Here is a 26,821-nt window from a genome sequence, read left to right as displayed (position 1 = left end):
CAGGGTTTAGAAGCAGCTATTATGCGTTTACTAATAATTTTTTGAACTCTTCAGTAAGCATTGGGATAACTTCAAAAAGATCTCCGACGATACCGTAGTCAGCTACTTTAAAGATATTCGCTTCTGGATCTTTATTGATCGCAACGATTACTTTTGAGTTAGACATACCAGCTAAATGTTGGATTGCACCTGAAATACCAGCAGCGATATAAAGATCAGGCGTAACAACTTTACCAGTTTGACCGATTTGCAATGAATAATCGCAATAATCAGCGTCACATGCTCCACGTGAAGCACCTACAGCGCCACCTAGTACGTTAGCAAGCTCTTTTAATGGAGCAAAACCTTCTTCACTTTTCACGCCACGACCACCGGCTACTACTACTTTCGCTTCTGACAAATCAACGCCTTCTGTTGATTTGCGAACAACTTCTTTAATAATAGTACGTAGATTCGTAATATCTACAGAAATTGATGACACATCACCTGAGCGAGATTCATCTTTTGCTAGAGGTGCAATGTTATTTGGACGGATTGTCACAAACACAAGTCCCTCTTTCACTTGTACTTTTTCAAATGCTTTACCAGAATAGATTGGACGGATGAAAACTACTGAATCATCTTCCCCTTCGATATCTGTAACATCTGATACTAAACCGCTTTGTAATTTACTAGCTAGTTTAGGTGAAAGGTCTTTACCTAGAGCAGTATGACCGAAAACGATTGCTTCTGGTTGCTCTTGCTCAGTAACAGCCATAAATGCTTGGCTAAAGCCATCAGAAGTATACTGTTTTAAATGTGGGTGTTCAACAGTCACTACACGGTCTGCACCGTTTTGAATAAGTTCCTCGGCAAGATTCGCTACAGCGTCTCCGATTAGAACGCCTACAACTTCTCCGCTACCAGACACTTTTTTTGCAGCTGCAATAGCTTCGAATGATACATTTCTTAAGCTTCCTTCGCGTACTTCACCTAATACTAATACTTTTTTAGACATGTTATGTCCCTCCCATACAATTTAAAATCAGCTTAAACGACTTTTGCTTCAGAATGTAATAGACTTACAAGCTCTTTAACTTGTTCTGATAAATCGCCTTCTAATACACGTCCAGCTACTTTTTGAGCTGGTAAGTAAATTTCAACTGTTGTAGTCTTTGCTTGAACATCATCTTCATCAATATCTAAATCATCTAATTCTAGCTCTTCAAGAGGCTTTTTCTTCGCTTTCATAATACCAGGTAATGATGGGTAACGAGGCTCGTTTAAACCTTGTTGCGCTGTCACTAAAAGTGGTAATTGTGCTTCAAGAACTTCTGAATCCCCTTCTACGTCACGAATAATTTTCGCAGTTTTACCATCGATATCAAGTTTAGTAATCGTTGTTACATAGTTAATACCTAGTAATTCCGCAACACGTGGACCTACTTGACCTGAGCCACCATCGATAGCAACGTTACCACCTAAAATTAGATCTGCTTCTTTATCTTTTAAGTATTCAGCTAAAATATATGCTGCTGAGAATTGATCAAGCTCATCTAAATCATCTTCAGTGTTGATTAAGACAGCTTTATCAGCTCCCATTGCTAAAGCTGTACGGAGTTGTTTTTCTGCATCTTCTCCGCCGAGAGTAACAACTGTTACTTCGCCGCCTTGTGCATCACGAACTTGAATAGCTTCTTCGATTGCGTATTCATCGTATGGGTTGATGATGAATTCAGCTCCATCTTCTTGGATTGCCCCACCAGTTACAACAATCTTTTCTTCTGTGTCAAAAGTACGTTTTACTAATACAAAAATGTTCATTCAACAAACCTCCTAATACTATTTTTATTTTCCTGTGAAAGTTGGTTCACGTTTTTCGATGAATGCTTGGATACCTTCTTTGGCATCATCAGACATGAAAACGGTACCAAAAGCTTTTGCCTCAGCTTCAATGCCTTCGTAGAATGAAGTATGTTTAGCATATTGCAGCATATCGATTGCGGCTTTTAAAGCAACCGAACTTTTTTTTGCAATACGTTTCGCTGTTGCAATCGTTTGAGGTAGTAATTCCTCATCAGAAAAGGCAGCGTTTGCTAAGCCCCACTTGACAGCCTCCGTACCGGAAATTGGATCACTAGTAAACATCATTTCTGCCGCTTTTGCTACCCCAACATAGCGAGGCAAACGCTGTGTACCGCCAAAACCAGGAATTAACCCTAATTGTAATTCAGGTAATCCTAATTTCGCATTTTCAGTCACATAGCGGAAATGACAACTCATCGCTAGCTCAAGTCCCCCACCTAAAGCTGCGCCGTGAATTCCAGCAATAACTGGCTTAGAGAATTTCTCTAAACGCTCAAAGACATCTTGTCCATTAGCAGACAATTTTACAAATTCAGCACCCGATGTAACATCTGTAAATTCTTTAATATCTGCTCCTGCTGAGAAGAATCTTCCCTCTCCATGCAATACAATGACTCGAACTGAATTATCGTGCTCTACAGCAGTTAAAAGTTCATTTACTTCTAAAATTAGTCCCCGCGATAAAGCATTAGCGGGTGGGCGCTGAATCGTTGCAATTGCAACTCCATCTTCAACTGTCCAACGTAAAAATTCCATACTCCCATTTCCCCCTTTGCATTTGGCTATGTAAGTAGTTTCCTAGTTGAATCGAAGCAATGGTTTGGCTACTACCAATTCAACCAATTGATTTTTACAATTGCCTATGCCTTTATTCCATTGAGTATTAAATGTTGTACTTTCGGTGCTAGCGCAGTTAAATCATATTTATGATCATTCATGACCCATGATGTTGTTACCTCATCAATCGTTCCAAAAATGAGCTGACGAGCAAGTCGCAGATCCATCTCTGGATTGAATTCTTTCGTCTCCATACCTTCTACTAATATTTCATCAAGTAATATTAAATACTCTCTTAATATCGTATTGATTTTGAGACGAACATCTTTATTAGACTGACGAAGCTCTAATTGTGTAACTGTAGCCAAATGATGATCTCCTGCTAGTACCTGGAAATGTTTCTCAATCATCGCATTTAACTTTTCAGACGATGACTTTCCATCTCTAATTATACACTGTAAATTTTCTACAAACACAGACATTTTTTCCTTAAAAACCGAAATTAATATGTCTTCTTTGTTTTTAAAGTATAAATAGATTGTTCCATCGGCGACGCCTGCCTGTTTAGCAATTTTGGAAACTTGTGCATGGTGATAACCATTTTCCGCAATTACAATAACGGCCGCATCGATAATTTGTCTATACTTCGGTTTATCTTTCTTCAATACGATCACCACCATATAAAAAATGAAAATATGAATGACTATTCATTCATATTTTCATCTTATAATTTCATTTTACACTTGTCAAGCGGACTTGTCATTATTTTCACATAATTTTCTGAGTTCTTTCTTTATCTTCATCTTGTAAAGTACGTCGTAGTATTTTACCTACAGCTGTTTTTGGTAGTTCATCGCGGAATTCATAAATACGCGGAACTTTAAATGCCGCTAAGTTTTCTCTGCAATACGTATTGAATTCCTCTTCTGTCGCTTTCATACCTTCTTTTAACACGATAAAAGCTTTTACTGTTTCACCGCGATATGGATCTGGTACACCAAGAGCTACACATTCCTGAACGGCTTCATGCTCATATAAAACTTCCTCAATTTCTCTAGGATAAATATTGAATCCACCAGCAATGATAATATCCTTTTTCCTATCAACAACATAAAAGTAGCCTTTGTCATCCATATAACCTAGATCTCCAGTCAAAAGCCAACCATCGCGCATCGCCATTTCTGTGTCTTCAGGGCGATTCCAGTATCCTTTCATCACTTGAGGACCTTTCACAGCAATCTCACCGATTTCACCAATTGGTAGTGGCTCTGTTGAATCTACTTGGAGAATAGCCGCGTCTGTGTTCGGCCAAGGAACGCCGACAGAACCTTTCACACGCTCATTATGCCAAATAAAATTGCAGTGTGTTACAGGTGATGTTTCTGTTAAACCGTATCCTTCTACAAGCTTGCCGCCCGTAATTTTCTCGAATTTCTCTTGTACTTCAATTGGCAATGGTGCTGAACCACTCATACAAGCCTTGATAGAAGATAAGTTATATTTCGCTATATCTGGATGATTTAATAAACCTATATAGAGGGTAGGCGCCCCTGGGAATAGCGTTGTTTTTTGTTTTTGAATCGTTTTTAACGTTGTTTCAACATCAAATTTCGGTAAGAGTACCATTTTATCTCCTCGCATAACAGACAATAACAATACCGTTGTCATCCCGTAAACATGGAAAAATGGCAGCACACCCATAATTACCTCTTCACCTGGTATACACTCAGACATCCATACACTACACATTTGTACGTTCGCTATTAGGTTTTTATGCGTTAACATAACTCCTTTAGGATAGCCGGTTGTACCGCCTGTATATTGCAATAATGCGATGTCCTCTTCAATGTTAAAATTTAAAACGATTGATTCAATTGTGCTTACCCTTATAATTTCTGTAAATAAATGATTGCTACCACTATGCTCAACTGTAACCTTAAAGTCATATTGTTTTTTCTGAATAAATGGATAAATTAAATTTTTGGGGAAAGGTAAGTAATCCTTAATCGCTGTAATAATGACATGTTCTAGATGAGTATCCTTCATGATCTTAGCAATACGGGGATATAAAATATCCAAAGATAAAATCACCTTTGCGCCCGAATCTTTCATCTGATACTCAATTTCTCTTTCTGTATAAAGCGGGTTTGTTTGAACGACAATTCCTCCGGCATATAGCACCCCAAAATAACCTATAACGCCTTGAGGACAATTTGGAAGCATAATGGCTACGCGATCACCTTTCTCAATACCAATGGAAACTAAATAATTGGCGAACTTTAATGAGCTCTCATACAACTCTTTGTACGTAATATCCTTCCCCATAAAATGAATTGCAACTTTGGAAGGTGTCTTGCTGCTCGCTCTTGTCAAATACTGTTGCAAAGGAATTGTTTCATATTCCAAAGACGTAGGAATATTATCCGGATAATTTGACAGCCAAACCTGTTCAGTCATGCTCCATTCCCCCTTTGTTATAAAATTATAAGAATACTCTTATAATTCAGTATAAAATAAAAGTGGTAACGCTTTCAAATTTAATATCAATTTATTGGAAATAATTTTTTTCCCTTCCATTAGGAGCAATAAAAACATTCCCCATTATAATTTACTTAAATGAGCTAAACATACAACAACAATAAAGATCACCCCACCTAGACAAAAAAATGACTTCAATTTTTATCGAAGTCATTTTTTTGTATTTTAATATATATACTTATTTATTTAATTCACGAACTAAATAGGTACCTGATGCATAGCCTTGTTTTCCATTTGGTAATTTTACTTTATACCAAGTTCCACTCATAATCGGCTTATTATTTGTATCTATTTCCAGTTCAACAAATTGATAGTTTGCTAATTCGCCTACTTTAGAACTGGACGCGTTTCCTTCTGAGCGTACATTTAGTGCTATTCCATTAGCTGAAGAAGTATTAACACGAGCTAAGTTCTGCACAGTAAAATGTTTATTGTAAGCACTGAAACTTACAACATTTGTATAATACTTTTCCCCTTTATAGGATACTGTTAGCCAGTAATCATTGTGCTTTTCTAGCAAATTAAAAGACTCACCTTTTGAAATAGTTGCTGCAACACTATTTGTACTTCCTTTTTCACTGTAAACATTCAAATTACTATTCGCAATCGCTAACGTTCCAGTCGGGAACACGTCTTTAAGCTCAGGATACTTTGGAGCAGAAGGAACGACTATATTAGGTTTTTTTGAAACTGCTTCTTCTTTATCATATGCCAAAATCCCGTTCATATGATTGGCGATTGCATTTCCCCAATTAGTATCACTTGCATAATAAAAATTCATCCCCTTACTTAAGGAATCAATGCGAGCTCCATTAACGTTTTTAACGGAGTATCCTAAATAAGCCCCACTATTGTATTTCCAATTGGAAGGATTTAAATAAGTAGCCTTCATTGATTGCGCAATAAACTCCAAATTGTTGTCGATGGAATCAAATTTTACAGAACCTATGAACGGGGTAATATCATATGCTCCAAAGCCGAACAAGTTATTTCTTCCAAGTGAAATGTCGGAAACTCCAAATCCACTCTCATGAATTGCATGTGCTGCAAAATATAGAGCGTTTACGCCATACTTATTGGCAGCATTAATAATTGCTTGTCCTTGTCCCGTTAAAACGCTTGTTTTTCCGACAGTCTTACTAGCAATATACGTATTGATTTGATCTGCTTTCACAGAAGACGTAGTACGAAGATCCATAAACAAATAGCTATTTGGATTGGATTCTAAACTAGCGATTCTGGACTTCGTTGTTTCATCTATTAAAGAAGTGCCAGATACAAAACCTGTAAAACCTTCATAACTCACTTGATACCATCCATTATTTGCTTTATAAGTTGTCGTCAGCTTTGTCTTCGCAGGAATCACTTGTAACAAATCTGATGATGTAGAATTTGTTTTGAGTAATTTTAAATCTTCAATATTATAAATAGTCATCTGACTAATTGTTGAACCACTTGGTAATGTAGAGGTATCGTCATCTGTATCATCCGGTTCCGTATCGACAATTGGTGTATCGACACTAAATTTAGTACTGTCTATATACCCTGTGTTACCTTCGTAGGTTACTTTATACCAATTGCCAACTCGATCGGTCGAAGTCACTTTTGCACCTTTTGGAATGCTAGTTAGTATAGTATGCGAAACTCCCGCTTCAGCAAATAAAGATGTTGTCGAATTAGCTTTATAATCCGTACTTGTCATTTGCGTTGGTGTTACTTTACTAACTACAGTAGATTGCACAAAATAATACTTACCCTTGTAGGATATTCGATACCAAGTTTCTCCTTTACTATTCACAACTGATTGCGTAGAAGTGAAGATATTATTTGTTGGGATAGTGTAAACTTGTGCTTTCTTGGTGCTAGGTGTTATACGCAATGAAGCCGTTTTTTTTATTAGGAAATAAGTAGTTGTAGTCTCTTTATAAGCATCATACTCTTTCACATACGAACTACTTACCCAACCAGTTTTGCCTCCGTATGTTACTTTATACCATGCTCCAGATTTCGCGGTAGCTTTCACCGTCTTGCCTTTTGGAATCGACAATAGTATTTTCCCTTTTGTAGAGCTACTAGACCGTAAATTCACCTTTTCTTTTGTTTGATAATTTGTTGCAGCGAAAGTTGAGGTCGTCGTCGTTTTAGTTGTGATTTTAATATAACTTGTATTAACATAACCAATTTCCCTACCATATTTCACTTTATACCAACTGCCGGTTTTAGAAATATATGTTACAGATTTTCCCTTTGGTATTGTTATTAGAATTTTCCCTTTTGTTGAGGCTTTAGATCGTAAGTTCACATTGGAAGTTACTTTATATGTTTTTATGGTAGCTGCCTCAACTTTTTTGGGTGATATTGGTGTTTCGAATGGACTCACACTTGAAGCTAAAAGAATTCCCATAGATACGAATGCACAATTTGTTAGATATATAGAAGTTTTTTTATTATACAAACTCATTTTGACCCCTCCTGTATGTTTGAGAAATTAATTCTAGGAAAGAAATATTCCCATACATTTTTTTCTAAACTATTAATATTATATCTCTCTTACCATGAAAATAGTATCGAATATATACACTATTTAACATTTTTATAATCATCTTCTTTTATCGGTAACTCTTTAATTTTAGTTAGAAGCTCAATAGTATTTCATTCCCAGATAAATCTTTATTTAAATTTAACTTTCTCGACAATCACTGGAAGTCGTTTATAAAATTCACTTTCATTTATCTATAACAAAGTAATATCATTAGCTAGTCCTTCAGCACCTTTTGATCAAACACATAAAAAAAAGAAGCCCTATAAAGGACTTCAAAATTAGTTCATTATTAAAAAGACGATTCCTACTAAAATAAACGCAATACATACGCCAATTAGTACTTTCGATAAAGTTTCCATATACTCTCCCCTAAGAAATACTTGCACCGATAACAAATGACAGACCTACTGAAATCGTAAACGAAATAAAACCAACTGATCGATTATCTTTTTCAATTTCTTCATCTACCTTAAATGTCGGTGTCATAAATTCAAATAAAACATATGCAAATATTAGTAAGATAAATCCAAACAGTCCCCAACCCATCATTTCTACGAGCGAGTTATGCCTCTCAATGGAGTAACGGAAAATATTACACACCCCTAATATTTTCCCACCTGTTGCAAGTGCAACTGCTACATTACCTTTTTTTATTTCTACCCAATTTTTGTATTTTGTTACGATTTCAAATATCACCATTGATAGGATTAAGCAAAGGACAACAACACTGAAATTACCAGCAGCCTCGACAACAGGATATTGCCAAAATCCATTTAATAACATAAATATCCCCTTTTCAATGTCAAATTTTTTCTCTATCTTTGATTACTTTAAAAGGTTTATTTTAGCTCGGCTACTGTCACACCATAGCCGCCTTCTCCTGCTTCGCCAAAACGATAGGATTTTACACGTGGATGTCTCTTTAGTAAAGCTTGAATTCCTTGGCGCAAAGCCCCAGTTCCTTTACCATGAATAATTGAGACGCGTTGATAATTAGACAGTAATGCATCATCAATATATTTTTCCGTACGTACAATCGCATCTTCATAACGTTCTCCACGTAGGTCTAATTCTAGCTTAACATTAGAATCTCGATTTCGAACACTTGAAACATTTACAGTTTGCTTGTCTTTTTCAGGTTTCACGTACTCTAAATCTGATTCATCAAGCTTCATCTTCAATATTCCAATTTGCACAATCCATTCAGAATTTGATACTTTTTCAAGTAACACACCCTTTTGACCGTAACTTAGTACTTTTACTTCGTCACCCTTAGATAGCTCTTGAGCGCGCGCTTTTAATTGCTGTTGCTTTTTCAGTACTTTATTTTCCGGCGCAGCTTTTTCTAAACGTTTACGTGCATCAATGATTTCATGCTCTTTAACAATCTTGTTAGCATTTAAGCGCATTTTATGAAGTTCTGAAATAACCTCTTCAGCTTCTTTTTTCGCTTCATCCACGATTTTACGTGCTTTGTCTTTTGCTTTTTGTTCTAATGCTTCTTTTTTCGCTTCATAAGCTTTTAATTTTTCATCTAATTCTGATTGAAGTGCTTCTGCTTCTTTGCGTAATACAAGTGTTCTTTCAGCATCTTCTTCTGATTGGCGTCGACTTTCTTCTAGAGAGGCAATCATAGATTCGACTTCATGACGATCAGTACCTGTGAATGTCTTAGCACGATCAATAATAGAATCTGGTAGTCCAAGACGAGTCGAAATTTCAAAGGCATTACTACGTCCTGGAACTCCAATTAATAGACGATAAGTCGGACTCAACGTCTCCACATCAAATTCCACGCTTGCATTGACAACACCTGGACGATTGTAGCCATATGCTTTTAACTCAGGATAATGAGTTGTTGCCATTACTCGTGCTCCGCGACCATGTACTTCATCTAAAATTGAGATGGCAAGTGCTGCACCCTCTTGTGGATCAGTTCCTGCACCTAGCTCATCAAAAAGAATGAGTGAACGATCATCGAATTGATTTAAAATATCAACAATATTCACCATATGTGATGAAAATGTACTCAAGCTTTGCTCAATTGATTGTTCGTCTCCAATATCAGCAAATAATTGATCAAATACCGCGAGATGAGAACCATCAAGAGCTGGCACTGGAATACCCGACTGCGCCATCAACGTACATAGCCCAACTGTTTTTAACGTAACCGTTTTACCACCTGTGTTAGGCCCAGTAATTACGATTGAAGTGAAGTCTTTACCAAATTCAATATCGTTTGCTACTGCTTCTTCTATTGGTAGTAAAGGATGACGTGCTTTACCTAATTTTATATATCCATCGTTATTCATAATTGGCTTCGAACATTTATTGGCTTGTCCGTATTTTGCTTTTGCTAAAATAACGTCAATTTCGCCAAGTAATTGCACAGTGATAAAGATGTCATGTGCTACCTCTTGTACTTTTAGAGATAACATTAATAAAATGCGGGCAATTTCAACTTGTTCTTTTGATTTTAATTGATGGATTTCATTATTCGCTTGTACGACAGCATCCGGTTCAATATATAGTGTTTGACCAGATGAAGATTGATCATGTACAACACCACCATAATGACTACGGTATTCAGATTTTACAGGAATAACAAATCGATCATTACGAATTGTAACAATCGCATCAGATAGCATTTTTGTTGCATTAGTGCCACGTGTTAAGCTCGCTAATTTTTCACGAACACGACCTTCTTGTGCTCGCAATTGCTGACGAATTGAACGAAGCTCAGAGCTAGCAGAGTCTAGAATAGCACCGTTCTCATCGATACAAGCATTAATCTCATGCTGTAAACCTGTCAATGTTGGCATGCTTTCTTTTTTCTGAATGAAGTATGGAATTTGTATATCCTCTTCCACTTCAATTCCTTCTATAAACTGACGAAGTATACGACTAGCACGTATTGTGCTCGAAATCTCCATCAATTCAACTGGACTAAGTACACCACCAATTTGCGCGCGTCTAGCATGCGGGCGGACATCGAAAATACCGCCCATTGGCACGTTACCTTTTACGCGTAGAATTGATAAACCTTCATCCATTTCATCTAATAGTTGTAATACTTTTTCTATATCAGTTTCAGGGACAAGTTCATCGATCACAGTTTTCCCTAAAGAGCATGTACAATATGAAGCTACTTGAGCACGTACTTTATCAAATTCTAGTGTTTTCAATGCGCGTTCTGCTATCATTCAAAACACCTCCCCTTCATTTCTTCTGTATAAAGTGGACAAAATCTTCTAATGTCCACGTATTCACGATATTATTTTTCTTTAACCATGCTTTTTGTGCGTATTTCGTTCCAACTTCCATAAAACGAAGTTGGTCAATGGCATGTGCATCTGTATTTATAGCAATTGGCACACCCGCAGCGGCTGCCATTTCTAAATGTTCTTCACATAAATCAAGACGATATGGATTTGCATTTAACTCTAAAATTTTACCATATTCTTTAGCCCATTCAATCAATTGAGAGATATCTGGGTTATAGCCTTCACGATCACCTATTATACGACCAGTAGGATGGGCAATCATATGAACATATGGGTTTTTTAGAGCATTATGTAGCCTGTCCATAATTTTCTCTTGCGGCTGTGAAAAGCTGGAGTGGATCGACGCAATGACAAAGTCTAATTCCTTTAATACATCATCTTCAAAATCAAGCGACCCATCTGGTAAGATATCCATCTCAGTTCCTGCAAGCAAACGGAAGTCTGGATGCTTTTCATTGAATGCCCAAATCTCTTTGCGCTGTTCGATTAATCGTTCAGGTGTTAAACCATTTGCAACTTTTAAATATTGTGAGTGATCCGTAATAACCGCATATTCATAACCTCTAGCAATGAGTGCTTCACCCATTTCATGTACTGCATAAGCACCATCAGACCATGTTGTATGCATATGCAAATCAGAACGAATATCTTCTAATTGAACAAGTTCCTTAATCTCATCCAAACGGTCAAATTCTTTATTACCTACTCGTATACTAGGTGGGATAAACGGTAAGTCAAAATGAGCAAAAAATTCAGCTTCTGAAGCAAATGTTGTTACAGTTCCATCCGCTTGCTCTACACCATATTCACTTATTTTCTTACCAAGGTCTTTTGCCAATTGACGCATTCTTACATTATGTTCTTTTGACCCAGTAAAGTGATGAAGTGCCGTTGCATATTCATCATGTGTCACTAGACGGAAGTCAACGCTAACGGGCTCTTCGGCGTCCAAAGTTACTGAAATTTTAGTATCCCCTGCTGCAATGATTTCTGAAATGACAAGTGCCCCTAAAAGTTGTTCTTTCACCGCTTCTCGGTTTGCCGTTGCAATAATGAAATCAACGTCCTTACTCGATTCCTTTACACGTCTAAAGCTACCTGCGACCGAAAACTGTTGCACTTCAGAAATCCCGCTTAAAATAGCTTCAATTTCTTGGACAACTTTATCTAATTGCCAAATTGGTAGTCGCTCAGAACGTGTGCCAAATGCCTCTAGTTCTTTTAATATCTTTTCTTCAGTTTTTTTGCCAAAGCCGGCGAGAGCGGAAACTTTACCTTCTTCACAAGCTGCCTTTAGCGTATCTGCTGAATCCACGCCTAACTCTTGATATAACTTAGCAATTTTCTTCCCGCCAAGGCCAGGCAATTTTAATAATGGTGGTAACCCTTTAGGTACTTCCTCTTCAAGTTCTTTTAAAACAGAAGATTCGCCCGTTGCCAGTAAATCTTCTATAACTGCTGCAGTACCCTTACCAATGCCCTTTATCGCAGTAATATCTTCAATTTCGCTCAGGCTTCTTGTATCTGCTTCTAGTGCTGCCGCAGCTTTTCTAAATGCTGAAATTTTAAATGGGTTAACACCTTGTAATTCTAAATACAAGGCTATTTTTTCAAATGTACGAATGATAGTTTTTTTATTCAAAAAATGACCTCCTTATTCGTAAAAAAACTGCTCTCAGTTGAGAACAGTTATTTCATGTAGACAAACCACATATTTTTGAACATGTTCGAAATAATTGGTGTATATTCGAGCATTAATTTTGTGAGGATTGAATTATCAACATACTTCTGGATACCATCTAATGGTAATAACGCTAAAATATAAAGTAAAATAAATACTAATATATAAGCTTCTATAAATCCTAGTATTCCGCCAAAAAAGCGATTAAACGGACCTATAATAGGCACATATTTTAAGAAATCAAAAATTGACGCCACAATTTGCATTGCAAATTTGACGACAAAGAAAATAAGTGCAAAGGCAAGTAGCTGATAAAATGTTTGACTAAGATCTAATTGTTCCATCGCATAAGTTAACGTCGTATTCCCGTCAACTGCTGGATATGGAATCCAAAGCACAAATTTCTCAGCTAAAGGTTTATAATAAACATAAGCGACAATCATCGCGATTAAAAATCCAATGATATGTATCAACTGGACTACTAAACCTCTTCTTCCGCCAGTGATAATGCCGGCAATTAATAAAATAATTATAAGTATATCGATCATTTACTTCAATCCTTTAGTTTTTTCAGTTCTTCTTCTAATAATACAAGTTGCTCTTTTAATTTCAAACTATCATTTACTGAATTTACAGCTGTAAGGACGGCCAGTTTTGTACTGTCAAGGCTCGGGTTTGCCTGTTTAATCTCTCTCATAGTATTGTCAACTGTGGACGCGACTAAACGCATATGTGTTGTTGACTCTGTACCAAGCATAGTATATGTTTGACCATATATATCAACTGAAATTCGATTTTTTTGTTGCTCTGACACAGCTGCCCCTCCTTAAAATCCTATTTCTAATCATACCATGAAACTGTTTATCATGTGAATAACGAGAGTAGAAAGGACTATAAAATGTCTAATATTGTAATTGTTTTAACAACCGAAAAGCAAGGAGAACTTGCTTCTTATTATGCCTCATCTAGAGTAGAACGCAATGCGCCAGGAGTCATATTTGCTGCGAAGTTAAGCGATACTTCTATCACTTCATATAAATCTGGCAAAGTGATGTTTCAAGGTAACGGAGCCGAACGGGAGTCTAGTCGATGGGGGAAACCTAATGATCCTACGACTAAAAAGACGTCATCAAAGGGTGATAAGTTGCCTTCCAATTTTGAACAACTCTCCGTAATAGGTTCTGATGAAACAGGAACAGGCGATTTTTTCGGCCCAGTAACGGTAGCCGCCGTATATGTATCTGCTGATAAAATCGATCTCGTTCGTGAGCTCGGTGTTAAAGACTCTAAAATGCTAACGGATGACTTTATGAGACAAATCGCACCTGACTTAATGCGAGCATTACCTCATAGCATTCTAACGGTACGAAACGACAAATATAACACTATTCAAGCTAGAGGCTGGTCTCAAGGGAAAATCAAAGCAATGATGCACAACCAGGCACTTCATAACGTGCTCGGCAAAATTGCACCAGAAAAACCAGCACATATTTTGATTGACCAATTTGCGGAACGTGGCATTTACTATAACCACCTAAAAAATGAAAAAATCATCGTTAAAGAGAATGTACTATTTGCTACAAAAGCAGAACAATTACATGTTTCAGTAGCCGCTGCCTCTATTCTAGCACGATACGCCTTCTTAAAAGAAATGGACCGCCTCGGCGATTTAGTTGGATTTGATCTTCAAAAGGGAGCTAGTAATAAGGTAGATGAAATGGCCGCGCGTATTTTATTATCAAAAGGCGAAGCGACATTAAAATCTATGACGAAATGGCATTTTGCAAATACTCAAAAAGCCCACTCTATAGCGACTAAAAAACGATCTAAATAAAAACAAGCTATTCCTCTCTCTTTACATGAAGAGAAGGAATAGCTTGTTTTTTATATTTTTATATTCTCCATATTCTTTCTTGCACCAAATACTCCGACTAACATTAACACTATTATGGCAACAACCGTCACGACGACCGATAACCAAAAATCACTACTATCTGGTTTTGACCCAAGCCACGTTACTGCGTATGTGCCCAATTTCCAAGGAGACACTGTCCAGAACTGTCCGATAATGCTATCGATTAGCTGTAGAAAATACGTCAGAAGAATTGCTAGAGTACCCGCAACACCCGTAGAGAATAATGCACTCGCTGTGACTGTCACCGTCACGACGAACAATACCCATAGACTATAAGTGCCAATGAGGGCTGCTATCCGCCAAACTTCTACCTCATTATATAAAATCACCGTATAGTAATAGCTTGCTAATAAGCCTATTATTGTACTAAAGAGCGCAACAATTGTTGCTCCAGACCACTTACTGAAGTAATAAGAAGCAAAAGAAATTGGTCGTACATACAATAGTGCGGCTGTACGATTTTTTCTTTCCTTACTAATAATCCCCATAAAGCTTAAAACAATAATAAGTGAAACAATGAGATGGAACTGTCCGACTGTAGAAGATATTACTTCAACCGATGTCATATCTGCTATACCCATATCAAATCCCTCAGGCATATTGCCGACAGCCTTCATAATATCTTCCATATAATATAGTGTTACCGGCTGCATAACACCATATAATACAAATACAAGAGGAATCCATAATATCTTCAAGCTACGTACATGATCACGCCATTCTTTTTGTAAAAGTACACGCCATTGTATCATAGTTTTGCCACCTTCATGAAGATTTCCTCCAAGCTAGCAGATTGCTGCTCAACTTTCCGGATTTCAAAGGTCTCCTTCGCTAACTCCTGAATAACTTGTTGCATATCATCTGTCTGTAAAATCACAATGTTACCTTGTTGCTCTGCACTTAATGTACTATTCACTACAAATTGAGCAGCCTCTTCTACTACTTTAAATTCCACTACAATTTGACGATGTTCGTATTTTGCTTTGACATCTTGTAATGAACCTTGCTCAACTAATTTACCAGCTTTCAAGAATAATAGCTGATCCGTCATTTGCTCAGCATCATTCAAAATATGTGTTGAATACAAAATCGTCATTTCTTGTTGTAACGACTTCATCAAATTCATCATATCTAAGCGACCTGCTGGATCAAGAGCTGATACTGGCTCATCCAATAAGAGGAGTTTGGGTTTATGTATAATGGCTTGTGCTAGACCCAATCTTTGTTTCATACCACCAGAGAACGTACCAATCTTTTTATTTACTGCATCTTTTAAGCCAACGAATTGAAGCATTTTCTCTGACTCTTCCTTCGCAGTTTGAGCAGTCAATCCACTTAATCTCGCTGCCATTATTAAAAATTCACTCGCTGTTAGCCAAGTATTAAACTGTGGATATTGTGGTAAAAACCCAATCGCATCTCTCGGGTCCCCTGCTATTCCGTCGAATTGAATTTGCCCATTTGTTGGTTTCAATAGCCCAGCAAGCATCGATAATATAGTTGTTTTACCTGCTCCATTTGGTCCAATTAAAGCCGTTGCTGTTCCTTGTATTAACTCAAAAGATATATTTTTAATCACTTCATGCTGTCCATAATTCTTTTGCAACGCTGAAACTTTTAATAACTGGCTCATACTTGTTTTCTCCCGAAGATAAAGTAAATAATAGGTCCTAAAATGTTCGCAAAAACAATCACAATAGCCCACAGCCATTTCGGCCCATTTGTTTGCGGAATTTTCACTAGATCAATTAAAGCAACAATCATTAAAATAAACTGAATGATTATTATCGGTAATAGCATCAATAATAATGAACTCATCTTGTTCACCTCTTCTTTGTTATACAATAAATATAACAGATAATCTTTTCCATGAAAAGGATATTAAAAAAATACCTGACCAAGACATAATGTCTGATCAGGTATTTAGTTTAAAAATCTATTTAATTAACGAATTTGTGCATTTGCTTCTGCTAATGCTTTTAACACTTCGTCATGTGCTGCTACTACTTCTTCATCTGTTAAAGTACGCTCAGGTTCGAAGTATTGTAGTGAGAAGGCTACTGATTTTTTACCTTCTTCCATTTTGTCTCCTTCATATAAATCGAAGACACGAACATCTTTCAATAAAGTACCACCTGCTTGACGGATAATTACTTCAAGATCCGCTGCCGCTACGCTTCTATCAACAACTAAAGCGATATCACGCGACATCGAAGGGAAACGTGGAACTGGAACGTAAACTAGTGCTTCAGTAGACGCTTCTAAAATAGCTGCTAAGTTCATTTCCATTACGTATGTTTCTTTTAAGCCATTTGCTTTTTGTTCTGTTGGGTGCAATTGCGCGATTAAACCAATACGGTTGCCATTTAATAATACGTTAGCCGTACGTCCTGGGTGTAAACCATCTAAAGTAGCGCGTTCAAATGTTACTGCATCTGCTAAACCTAGGCGATCAAATAGACCCTCAACGATTCCTTTTAATACGAAGAAATCAACCTGTTTATGTTCACCTTGCCAAGCGTGATCTAACCATTTACCCGTGATAACTGCAGCTACATGTTCTTCTTCATGTGGAAGACTTTCTTCAGTTAAACCTAAGAATACAGAATCTACTTCATAAAGTGCTACTAAGTCTGCTTGACGTGCGACATTATAAGACGCTGCTTCCACTAAATGTGGGATTAAGCTTTGACGTAATGTGCTACGTTCTTCACTCATTGGCATTAACAGTTTTGTAACAGGCGCCGTTTCTAATGCAAATTTTTGTGAAAGTGCATCAGATGTTAATGAGTAAGTAATCGCTTGGTGAAGACCTGCACCTTCTAAATATGCACGTACGATACGACGTTTTGCTTGATAAGGTGTTAAACCACCAGGTGTTGTTTCACTTACAGGAAGTGTTGTTGGAATTTCATCGTAGCCATAAATTCGTGCAATTTCTTCGACGATATCTTCCTCAATTTTAATATCTTGACGACGAGTTGGTGCATCTACATAGAGCATGCCATTCGCAGTTTCAACATCAAATTTTAAACGTTTTAAAATTGACACCATATCATCTAAAGAAATCTTCATACCAAGACGAGCATTGATAAAGTCAGGAGAAACGATTACTTTTGCAGGAGTTTTATCTAATTCATCAAACATTACTGAGCCAGCTAATACTTCCCCACCAGCTAGTTCTGCTAATAATTTAGCTGCACGTTCAGCTGCTGGAATAACACGGTTTGGATCAAGACCTTTTTCAAAACGGGCACTTGCATCACTACGTAAACCTAAGTCTTTTGATGTATAGCGTACTGATAAACCTTCAAAGTATGCTGATTCAATGACAACAGTCGTTGTCCCTTCATGCACTTCTGAGTTTAATCCGCCCATAACACCAGCTACAGCTACTGGTTCTTTAGCATTAGTAATAACAAGATTACTCGCATTTAATGTACGTTCTTTATCATCAAGAGTCGTTATTTTTTCGCCTTCATTAGCTAAACGAACTACAATTTCCCCTGTTCCTAAACGGTCATAGTCAAATGCGTGAAGCGGTTGACCATATTCCATTAAGATGTAGTTAGTAACATCGACAACATTGTTATGCGGACGTACGCCAGCCGCCATTAAACGCTGTTGCAACCATAATGGAGACTCAGCTACTTTAACGTTTTTCACAACTTTTGCTACGTACATAGGGTTTTCTACCGGTGCATCTACACGAAGTTTTAAATAATCAGAAGCTTTTTCAGTTGATTCTGTATAATCTAGTTCCGGTAATTTAACATCCTCAGAAAGGATTGCTCCTACTTCATAAGCTACACCTAACATACTCATAGCATCTGAACGGTTTGGTGTTAAACCAAGTTCAAGCACTGTATCATATAGGCCAAGTACTTCAAGTGGATCTGCCCCTACTGGCGTTTCCGCAGGTAATACGAAAATACCTTCACTGTAAGCTTTCGGTACTAATTTACCTTCGATACCAAGCTCTTGTAGTGAACAAATCATGCCGTTAGATACTTCACCACGAAGTTTGGCTTTTTTGATTTTGCCACCCGGTAAATGGGCACCTGGACGAGCAACGATCACTTTTTGACCAACTGCTACGTTTGGAGCTCCACATACGATTTGTGATAATTCTTCTTCACCAAAATCTACTTGGCAAATATTTAATTTATCCGCTTCTGGGTGTTTTACTTTTTCTTTCACTTCGCCAACCATTAGCTTTTTCATACCTTCAGCTAGGTTTGCAACGCCGTCCACTTCAATCCCAGAACGTGTAATTTTTTCTGCTAAAACTGCTGGCTCTAGGCCTTGTAAATCAACATATTGTTCTAACCATTTTAACGATACTAGCATGTTTACCCCTCCTTACTCTTCTGTGCGGTGGAATTGTGATAAGAATCGGATGTCATTCGTATAGAAATGACGGATATCGTCCACCCCATATTTCAACATTGCAATACGTTCTTGCCCCATACCAAATGCGAAGCCTGAAACTTTTTTAGGATCATAACCAGCCATCTCAAGAACGTTTGGATGTACCATACCGGCACCTAGAATTTCAATCCAACCAGTTTGTTTACATAAACTACAGCCAGATCCACCACATTTGAAACAAGAGATATCCATTTCTACTGAAGGCTCAGTGAATGGGAAGAAACTTGGGCGTAAACGAATTTCACGTTCTTGGCCAAACATTTTTTTCGCGAAAAGATCCAAAGTACCTTTTAAATCGCTCATTGTAATGTTCTCGCTTATTACAAGTCCTTCAATTTGATTGAATTGATGCGAATGTGTAGCATCATCATTGTCACGGCGGAATACTTTACCTGGACAGATAATTTTCACAGAAGCACCTTGTTTTTCTTCCATAGTACGAGCTTGTACAGGAGAAGTTTGTGTACGAAGTAAAATCTCTTCAGAAATATAGAATGTATCTTGCATATCACGAGCAGGGTGACCTTTTGGCAGGTTTAATGCTTCGAAGTTATAATAGTCTTTTTCAACTTCTGGTCCTTCCGCAATTTCATATCCCATGCTGATGAATAAGTCTTCTATTTCTTCAACAACCTTTGTTAACGGATGTTTACTACCAACTTTTATAGGACGACCTGGTAAAGTCACGTCAATTGATTCTTTTTCAAGTTGTTCCTGAACCGCTTTTTCCTCTAGTAATTGCGCACGTGCTTCAAGCACCTCAGTCACTTCTTGACGTACAACGTTTACTAGAGCACCCATTTTAGGACGTTCCTCTGCAGGCAGTTTACCCATCCCTTTTAATAAATCCGTGATTGGACCTTTTTTACCTAAATAAGCAACACGCACATCATTCAACTCTTTAGAGTTCGATGCCGCTGCAATTTTCGCTAAAGCTTCTTCCTTTAGCTGATTTAATTGTTCTTCCATTGCCATTTAAATTCCTCCTTCCAATATCGAATAGTAAAAAACAAATTGTTTTTACTAAACATGCAAACCTTCTTTTCATGTAGAATGTAAAAAATCTGCACAAAAAAACTCGCCCCCTAAAAAGGGACGAGGACATAGTTCGCGGTACCACCCTAGTTATTGTACTTAAGTACAATCACTTCATTGACATAACGGCTCTAAACCGGCCTACCTTTACAGCAATTGCTGGTCCCGGTGGCTGCTAACGGAGTGAACTTCCATGTAACACAACTTTATGCACGCTTGCAGTCTTTGGCGAGCACTCCCTAAAAAGTGTAGAAACATATACTTTTTCCGATCAAAGCATTTAATTTTTATAAATTATTGTATGCAATAATAAACATTATACGCAACTAAATTGTTTTCTTCAAGGTCACTTTGCCGAAACTGCGAAGTTATATAACAAAATACCAGAAGCTACTGCTACATTTAAAGATTCAGCTTGCCCTAAAATTGGAATGATTACATTGGCATCTGTTTTTGCAAGTAAGTCTGGGTGAATACCATTGCCTTCATTGCCCATAATAAGTGCAAATTTATCGCCTTTTTTCACTTCAGAATATACTACTGCATTATCTAAAGCTGTCCCGATAACAGGGATTAATCTGTCTTGTAAACTGTCAATCCAGTCTCCAAGATCCCCTTTCACCACAGGAATATGGAAATGCGATCCTTGAGCAGAGCGGACTGTTTTTGGATTGAAAGCATCCGCTGAGCCTTTACCAAGAATAACCGCATCAATACCTGCTGCATCTGCCGTACGAATCATTGTACCCACATTACCTGGATCTTGAACTGCATCAATTAATAATAATTTTGTCCAGCCTACTTGTTCTTCCTCTGTTACTTCACGTTGTTTACATTGTGCGAAGATACCCTGAGGATGTTCTGTTTCAGACAATTCTTTTGCAATTGCTTGTGTTACTTCTACAACAAAAATGTCATCAATATTCCATGTATGTGGAATGTCCACACCTTCACGGACGATAATTGTTAATACCTCACCATTGTTTTTAATTGCTTCTTCAACTAAATGGAATCCTTCAACGATAAATTCGCCAGAGCGTTCACGTTCTTTTCTAGTTGTCACCAGTTTTTTCCAATACTTCACTAGTGAATTTTGTGGTGATTCTATTCTTTTCATAAAATGTATACCGCCTTTAATTTTTAAATCGTTATAGTTATTTTGCCAAACTGATGATTTTCTTTTAAATATTCAAGCGCTTGTTCCGCTTCATCTAATGAGAAAGTTCGGTCCATCACTGGATGCGTGTTAAATTTCGCTAAATGCTCAAGGCATGCACGGAATTCCTCGCGACTTCCCATTGTAGTCCCATACAATGTATATTGTCCATAGAAAAATTTTCGTAAGTCAAAATCGACAACGTCTTCTGTTGTTGCACCGAACAATACTATTTTACCACCCTTTTTTAAAACATCCAAAGAGCGATTAAAAGTTGCACGTCCAACACTTTCAATAACAACATCGATTTGTTCCTCTTTTAATAATTCTACCCAGTCAGCGTGCGTATCAATCGCAATGTCAGCACCAATTTTAAGTGCTGCATTTCGTTTTTCTTCACTACGAGAAGAGACTATGACTCTAGCTCCAACATTTTTAGCCATTTGGATTAAAAACGTCGCAACACCGCTACCTGCTCCTGGGATAAATATTGTTTGCCCCGCTTCTATTTGCCCTTTTGTAAATAAGGCACGATAACCTGTTAATGGTGAAATACCAATAACAGAAGCCTCTTCAAATGAAAGATGTGCTGGCTTTCGCTCTAGTTGTTCCACTGAAATAGCAATTTTCTCCGCGAATGTTCCGTTGTCAGGAAAACTTAAGATATCAAAATCAGCAGGGGGTACATCAGAATTTTCATACCAACGCAATGAAGGATTAATAATGACTTCATCTCCTACTTGCCAATCTGTCACACCCTCACCTATTGCTTCAATAACACCGGCTGCATCAGAACCTAAAATAAGCGCCTCGCTATCATTTCCTAAACGTCCTGGTGTATACAAATCTCGACGATTTAATCCTGAAGCTTTAATCGCAACTACTGCTTCTAAAGCGCCAGCTTGTGGGTTAGGTAATTCAGTTACTTTAAAAGATCCTTTTTCAAAAACAAATGCTCTCATGATAAAACAACCCCTTAGTTATGTAATATTTTTTCATAAAATTCACAATAGTAAATAATATCAACCATTCTAATTTTAACAAATGAATGTATAACTATCGAGCCTAACGGCAAAAATGATAATAGGAGGGATGAAGTATGAATTTTCAAATACGACAAGCCGTTAAAGCTAATGTTCAAGGTCAAAGCGCCGACGAACTGGAGAATGTTGTTGAAGATGCGATTAAACGCGGTGAGGAGCATTTACTCCCTGGACTTGGCGTCTTTCTAGAAGCATGGTGGAATAATGCAGATCAACAAAAAAGACAAAATTTTATGCAAGATTTATCCAAAGCAATGGCCTAATAAAAAAACTGTCCAAACGATGTCAACTTCGCTTGGGCAGTTTTTCATTTAGAGACAATGATATTCCCACCTAGTTAATACTCATTTTCACCCTTAACTTATATCTTAGCGAATGAAATTTCAACAAATTTCACCTTTTCAATATATAAAAAGCTGAACTAATAAAATTGCTTAGTTCAGCTTGTTACACATTATTCATAACTATTTTTCTTATTAATTTTTAATTATCTTACGCGTGCTGCACTCGAGAAACTAGATGGATTGTAAGATGCGATTTTCACGACATCACCAGTTTGAGGTGCATGTAACCATTGGCCATTACCGATATACATACCAACGTGGTACGCAGGGCTACCAAAGAACACTAAATCGCCAGCTTGGACATCATTAGGTGAAATACGAGTACCTGCATTTTGTTGTTGACTAGACGTTCTCGGAAGACTAATGCCTTCAGAACGGTAAACATATTGCATTAAACCTGAACAATCAAAGCCTGATGGTGAAGTACCACCCCATACATATGGTACGCCAAGGAAATTCTTCGCATAACCAATTAGACCAGATGCATCTCCGCCTGAAGGTTTTTGATTTGTTAGGTTTAGGGCATCATTTTTGTTTGATGTTTTTGTGATATTCACTACTGGTGGTAAGCTCACTGTTTTTTCATCGTCATTAGAAGCTGTTTTTACTGCTTCTCTTACTGCTTTCTCTGCACGTTTTTGAGCAGCCTTTTCAGCTTTTTTAGCGGCCTTTTCTTCTTTAATTGTTTTTTTCGTTGCTTTTAGTTTAGATACAACTTTCTTTTTATCTTTTTTGATTTGCTTCATTTCTTTAGCTAAATCTTTCTTATCTTTTTTCAATTCTTTATTAATTTTATCAAGAGATGTTTTTGAAGTGATTAGCTTATCTTCTTTTTCATTTAGCTCTGTCATTAATGATTGATCACTATTTAAAATTTGAGTTACGGCTGTTGTACGGTCGATGAAATCAGACATACCTTCAGATGATAGTAAGACATCTGCATATAACATCCATTCACTCTTGCTTTCACCTTGGATATCTCTTAATCGCTCTTCATATAATGTTTTACGGAATTCATATTCTGTTTGCGTTTGTTTAATGTCTTTTTTTGTTTGAGTAATTTTTTCGTTCGAGTTTTTAATTTTCTTATTTAGTCGATCAACCTTATCCATTGCCTCAATAATACTGTTATCAATCTTTTGGATTTTTTGTTCAAGCTTTAAGGCTTTTTGTTCAGCTTTTGTTTGAGCTGAGCCATTTGAAGGACTAGCGTAAGAAGGGGATACTTGTAATAGAGCAGCCGCTAAAACGGTTATTGCTAAAACATTTTTGAATATCTTCTTCATTAATTATCATCTACTTTTCTATGTAATATTATGGGTGTTTTGCTATGTTTTTTTACTTGACTATTTTCCAGTCTATACTTCTGCTATATGAAAAACAATATTTCGACATGTACTGTAACATAAATGTAATCTTTAGTGTATGGAATTTAGCTATTCCTAACTAACATTCTATAAAAACAGCTCTATCCATATTTTGTCTTGCGTAATATCGTGGCCATATTATAATAAATTCTATTACATCGTTAATTATCCGAAAATAATCATATTTCGGATTCTTCAAAAATTTAAAGTGAGGCGAATTGAAATGACAGTAGCAGTTGATAACATTGTAGAAGCGTTAAAACAATTCCTAGACGGAGATCAAGTTTCTGTTAACGAGACAGTGAGAGAGCTACACGGTCAAGACGAATCATATCATGTGGCTTCCCTTCCAGACATCGTTGTTTTCCCTAAAACGAAGGAACAAGTAAGTGAAATTATGAAACTGGCAAACGAGCTAGTAGTTCCTGTAGTACCTTTTGGGAGAGGTTCTAGTTTAGAAGGTCATGTTATTCCTTATCAAAATGGTATTACGATTGACTTTTCTTTAATGGATAAAATTTTAGAAATTCGTCAAGATGATTTACTTGTAAAAGTACAACCTGGTGTCACAAGAATGCAGTTAAATAAAGAACTTAAAAAACACGGTCTCTTTTTCTCAGTAGATCCTGGTGCAGATGCTACTTTAGGCGGGATGGCTGCGACAAACGCGAGCGGCACAACGGCTGTACGATATGGCGTCATGCGCGACCAAGTACGTGACTTAGAAGTTGTTTTAGCAGACGGCAGAATTATTCACACTGGTAATTTAGCTGCAAAATCATCATCTGGCTATCATTTAAATGGTTTATTTGTAGGCTCTGAAGGTACCCTTGGTTGCTTCACAGAACTTACATTAAAGGTTTATGGTATTCCTGAATTTGAAACGGCTGCTCGTGCTGTCTTCCCGACAGTTGAAGATGCAATTGCTGCTGTTACTTCTATTTTACAAGTCGGCGTTCCGATTGCACGAGTTGAATTAGTCGACGAAGAGTCTATTCGCCAAGTAAATCATTACAGCGACACTGATTATCCTGAAAAACCAACTCTATTTATCGAATTTCACGGTAATGAAGCAGGTTTAGCACAAGATGTGATATTTACACGTGAAATTATGGAGGATCATGGTTGTGTAGAAGTACAGTTCGAATCTGATAATACTGCTCGTACAAAACTTTGGGATGCTCGTCATAACTTAGCTTACGCTTATACACACGGTCATCCTGGTAAAAAACAAATGGTAACAGATGTTTGCGTAGCCATCTCAGACTTAGCTGATGCTGTTCATTTTGCACGTGAACAACTAAATGCAGCTAATCTTCCAGGTGGAGTATTAGGTCATGTCGGTGATGGTAATTTCCACGCGATAGTTATGATTGATATGAAAGATGCAGAGGAAGTTAAGAGAGCCGATGCTTTTAATGAAGCTATCGTACAATTTGCATTAGATCGAAACGGTACTTGTACTGGAGAACACGGCGTTGGAATCGGGAAACAAAAATACCAAGCTAAAGAGCATGGCGAATCATATAATGTCATGAAAGCTATTAAAATCTCACTTGATCCAAACAATATTTTGAATCCAGGTAAAATCGTTCGTATCGAAGAATAAGATATATAATGTGATACCCCGCTACTATTTAATATTAGGAGCGGGGTTTTTACTAGTTTTTTTAAAATTCTCTTGTAATCTGCTTAATCACCATTATAATAAATGTATTATTATAAATTTTCAGAATAATATATTTATTTGAATTTATTATGATGTAATACTTACTTTTGTATTTTATGTCTATCCTCTTTTAAAAATTTATCAGAGAGATAAAGAAAGGATGTTGCACAAATGAAAATACTTGAAACGTTTAGCACATTTATCGGAAAATACTTTGCTCTGTGGGTAATGCTGATTGCCGTAATAGCTTATTTAGCACCTACACCTTTTTTAGGATTCGGCCAATATATTACGATATTACTTGGAGTCGTTATGTTTGGAATGGGACTTACACTTAAGGCTAATGATTTTAAACTCGTTTTGACAAAACCATTACCCGTACTCATCGGAATCGTAGCACAGTTTACGATTATGCCACTTACAGCACTTGCGATCGCTTACATTTTGCAATTACCTTCAGAACTAGCTGCGGGTCTTGTATTACTAGGTTCTGTTCCAGGTGGTACTGCTTCTAATGTTATGGTGTATTTAGCAAAAGGTAACGTGCCTTTATCGATTACAATGACTTCTGTCTCTACATTACTTGCACCTATTTTGACACCATTATTATTATTGTTATTAGCTGGTCAATGGATGCCTGTAGATGCAAAATCTATGTTTATGTCTATTATCCAAGTTATTATCGTTCCGATCGCACTTGGTATACTTGTTCGCAAATTCTTGCCAACTATCGTTGATAAAAGTATTTCAATTGTGCCTTTAATTTCCGTTTTCGCTATCATTATTATAGTATCTGCAGTAGTTTCAGGTAACCAAGATAAAATCGCTTCTGCTGGTTTACTAGTATTCTTTGCTGTATTTTTACACAACGGAGCAGGTTTATTATTAGGTTACTATGCAGGGAAATTATGTGGCCTTTCTTTACAAGACCAACGTGCCATTTCTATTGAAGTTGGTATGCAAAACTCTGGATTAGGTGTAGCACTTGCTGCAGCACACTTTGGTCCACTAGCTGCCTTACCAAGTACATTCGGTGCTGTATGGCATAATATCTCCGGACCAATTCTTGCAACATATTGGTCAAAACGCCCTGTAGATCAAGTTGAGGTTGAGAAGGCTACTTCCACGGTTACACAAAAAGCATAAAATGAGATAAGAATTCTTGTCCGAATTCAAAATTATCCCCACCTGTTC

General features: G+C 37.1%; 23 protein-coding genes and 1 other annotated feature. Of the genes, 4 read left to right on the top strand and 19 right to left on the bottom strand.

Annotated elements, in window-relative coordinates; all coding sequences use genetic code 11:
• Nucleotides 1-19: 19 nt before the first annotated feature.
• The 11 genes from BK137_RS04825 to zapA all read right to left on the bottom strand — a co-directional run bounded on the left by BK137_RS04825 (nt 20) and on the right by zapA (nt 13,481).
• Nucleotides 20-997 carry an electron transfer flavoprotein subunit alpha/FixB family protein gene (locus tag BK137_RS04825; protein WP_038187636.1) on the bottom strand — a complete coding sequence of 326 codons (978 nt, stop codon included), beginning with the start codon at nt 995-997 and terminating at the stop codon, nt 20-22.
• 32 nt (nt 998-1,029) lie between these two features.
• Nucleotides 1,030-1,803 carry an electron transfer flavoprotein subunit beta/FixA family protein gene (locus BK137_RS04820; RefSeq protein ID WP_038187638.1) on the bottom strand — a complete coding sequence of 258 codons (774 nt, stop codon included), beginning with the start codon at nt 1,801-1,803 and terminating at the stop codon, nt 1,030-1,032.
• A 24-nt stretch (nt 1,804-1,827) separates the two neighbouring features.
• Nucleotides 1,828-2,601: an enoyl-CoA hydratase gene (locus tag BK137_RS04815; RefSeq protein WP_038187640.1), complete on the bottom strand. Its 774-nt coding sequence runs from the start codon at nt 2,599-2,601 to the stop codon at nt 1,828-1,830.
• 104 nt (nt 2,602-2,705) lie between these two features.
• Entirely contained in the window at nt 2,706-3,287 is a 582-nt protein-coding gene (locus BK137_RS04810) for a fatty acid metabolism transcriptional regulator FadR (protein ID WP_038187642.1), read from the bottom strand.
• Between the two features lie 103 nt (nt 3,288-3,390).
• Complete coding sequence (locus BK137_RS04805) at nt 3,391-5,079, bottom strand: AMP-binding protein (protein ID WP_038187643.1); 1,689 nt, start codon at nt 5,077-5,079, stop codon at nt 3,391-3,393.
• 259 nt (nt 5,080-5,338) lie between these two features.
• Nucleotides 5,339-7,621, bottom strand: coding sequence for an SH3 domain-containing protein (locus BK137_RS04800; protein ID WP_051448780.1), 2,283 nt, complete (start codon nt 7,619-7,621; stop codon nt 5,339-5,341).
• A gap of 450 nt (nt 7,622-8,071) precedes the next feature.
• On the bottom strand, nt 8,072-8,485 hold the full coding sequence (locus BK137_RS04795; RefSeq protein ID WP_038187645.1) for a DUF350 domain-containing protein: 414 nt from the start codon (nt 8,483-8,485) through the stop codon (nt 8,072-8,074).
• 56 nt (nt 8,486-8,541) lie between these two features.
• Nucleotides 8,542-10,905: an endonuclease MutS2 gene (locus tag BK137_RS04790; protein ID WP_038187648.1), complete on the bottom strand. Its 2,364-nt coding sequence runs from the start codon at nt 10,903-10,905 to the stop codon at nt 8,542-8,544.
• 16 nt (nt 10,906-10,921) lie between these two features.
• Complete coding sequence (gene polX / locus BK137_RS04785; protein WP_038187652.1) at nt 10,922-12,628, bottom strand: DNA polymerase/3'-5' exonuclease PolX; 1,707 nt, start codon at nt 12,626-12,628, stop codon at nt 10,922-10,924.
• A gap of 47 nt (nt 12,629-12,675) precedes the next feature.
• Nucleotides 12,676-13,215 carry a CvpA family protein gene (locus BK137_RS04780; protein ID WP_038187655.1) on the bottom strand — a complete coding sequence of 180 codons (540 nt, stop codon included), beginning with the start codon at nt 13,213-13,215 and terminating at the stop codon, nt 12,676-12,678.
• 5 nt (nt 13,216-13,220) lie between these two features.
• A complete protein-coding gene (gene zapA / locus BK137_RS04775; RefSeq protein ID WP_038187658.1) occupies nt 13,221-13,481 on the bottom strand; it encodes a cell division protein ZapA in 261 nt (86 codons plus the stop codon).
• Between the two features lie 84 nt (nt 13,482-13,565).
• Between zapA and rnhC the strand changes: the two genes are divergently transcribed.
• On the top strand, nt 13,566-14,501 hold the full coding sequence (gene rnhC, locus BK137_RS04770; RefSeq protein WP_038187660.1) for a ribonuclease HIII: 936 nt from the start codon (nt 13,566-13,568) through the stop codon (nt 14,499-14,501).
• Between the two features lie 50 nt (nt 14,502-14,551).
• On the opposite strand, the gene BK137_RS04765 is transcribed toward rnhC, so the two are convergent.
• The 7 genes from BK137_RS04765 to BK137_RS04735 form a co-directional block, all read right to left on the bottom strand.
• Complete coding sequence (locus tag BK137_RS04765; protein ID WP_038187662.1) at nt 14,552-15,334, bottom strand: ABC transporter permease; 783 nt, start codon at nt 15,332-15,334, stop codon at nt 14,552-14,554.
• Nucleotides 15,331-16,215 (bottom strand): ABC transporter ATP-binding protein, encoded by an 885-nt coding sequence (locus BK137_RS04760; protein WP_038187665.1) that lies wholly within the window; start codon nt 16,213-16,215, stop codon nt 15,331-15,333. Before BK137_RS04760 ends, BK137_RS04765 begins: the two co-directional genes overlap by 4 nt.
• Nucleotides 16,212-16,400, bottom strand: a complete 189-nt coding sequence (locus BK137_RS04755; protein ID WP_038187668.1) for a PLD nuclease N-terminal domain-containing protein — start codon at nt 16,398-16,400, stop codon at nt 16,212-16,214. Before BK137_RS04755 ends, BK137_RS04760 begins: the two co-directional genes overlap by 4 nt.
• Before the next feature lie 126 nt (nt 16,401-16,526).
• Nucleotides 16,527-18,932, bottom strand: a complete 2,406-nt coding sequence (gene pheT, locus BK137_RS04750; protein ID WP_038187672.1) for a phenylalanine--tRNA ligase subunit beta — start codon at nt 18,930-18,932, stop codon at nt 16,527-16,529.
• A gap of 12 nt (nt 18,933-18,944) precedes the next feature.
• Nucleotides 18,945-19,982, bottom strand: coding sequence for a phenylalanine--tRNA ligase subunit alpha (pheS, locus tag BK137_RS04745; RefSeq protein ID WP_038188362.1), 1,038 nt, complete (start codon nt 19,980-19,982; stop codon nt 18,945-18,947).
• A gap of 119 nt (nt 19,983-20,101) precedes the next feature.
• Nucleotides 20,102-20,332 (bottom strand) — a binding site (T-box leader).
• 62 nt (nt 20,333-20,394) lie between these two features.
• On the bottom strand, nt 20,395-21,165 hold the full coding sequence (locus BK137_RS04740; protein WP_038187674.1) for a TrmH family RNA methyltransferase: 771 nt from the start codon (nt 21,163-21,165) through the stop codon (nt 20,395-20,397).
• 23 nt (nt 21,166-21,188) lie between these two features.
• Nucleotides 21,189-22,166: a zinc-binding dehydrogenase gene (locus tag BK137_RS04735; protein WP_038187679.1), complete on the bottom strand. Its 978-nt coding sequence runs from the start codon at nt 22,164-22,166 to the stop codon at nt 21,189-21,191.
• Nucleotides 22,167-22,303: 137 nt separating this feature from the next.
• Between BK137_RS04735 and sspI the strand changes: the two genes are divergently transcribed.
• Nucleotides 22,304-22,510: a small acid-soluble spore protein SspI gene (gene sspI, locus BK137_RS04730; RefSeq protein WP_038187682.1), complete on the top strand. Its 207-nt coding sequence runs from the start codon at nt 22,304-22,306 to the stop codon at nt 22,508-22,510.
• Nucleotides 22,511-22,734: 224 nt separating this feature from the next.
• Here the strand turns inward: sspI and BK137_RS04725 are convergent, their stop codons facing one another.
• Nucleotides 22,735-23,877: a C40 family peptidase gene (locus BK137_RS04725; RefSeq protein ID WP_038187685.1), complete on the bottom strand. Its 1,143-nt coding sequence runs from the start codon at nt 23,875-23,877 to the stop codon at nt 22,735-22,737.
• 304 nt (nt 23,878-24,181) lie between these two features.
• Here BK137_RS04725 and BK137_RS04720 point away from each other — a divergent pair, with 304 nt between their 5' ends.
• Nucleotides 24,182-25,567: an FAD-binding oxidoreductase gene (locus BK137_RS04720; protein WP_038187688.1), complete on the top strand. Its 1,386-nt coding sequence runs from the start codon at nt 24,182-24,184 to the stop codon at nt 25,565-25,567.
• 231 nt (nt 25,568-25,798) lie between these two features.
• Nucleotides 25,799-26,773 (top strand): bile acid:sodium symporter family protein, encoded by a 975-nt coding sequence (locus BK137_RS04715; RefSeq protein WP_038187691.1) that lies wholly within the window; start codon nt 25,799-25,801, stop codon nt 26,771-26,773.
• Nucleotides 26,774-26,821: the final 48 nt, after the last annotated feature.

The sequence above is a fragment of the Viridibacillus arenosi genome, from assembly GCF_001955655.1.
Taxonomy (GTDB): domain Bacteria; phylum Bacillota; class Bacilli; order Bacillales_A; family Planococcaceae; genus Viridibacillus; species Viridibacillus arenosi.
The sequence above is the reverse complement of the archived record's forward strand: the minus strand, read 5'-3'. Positions and strand labels throughout refer to the sequence as shown.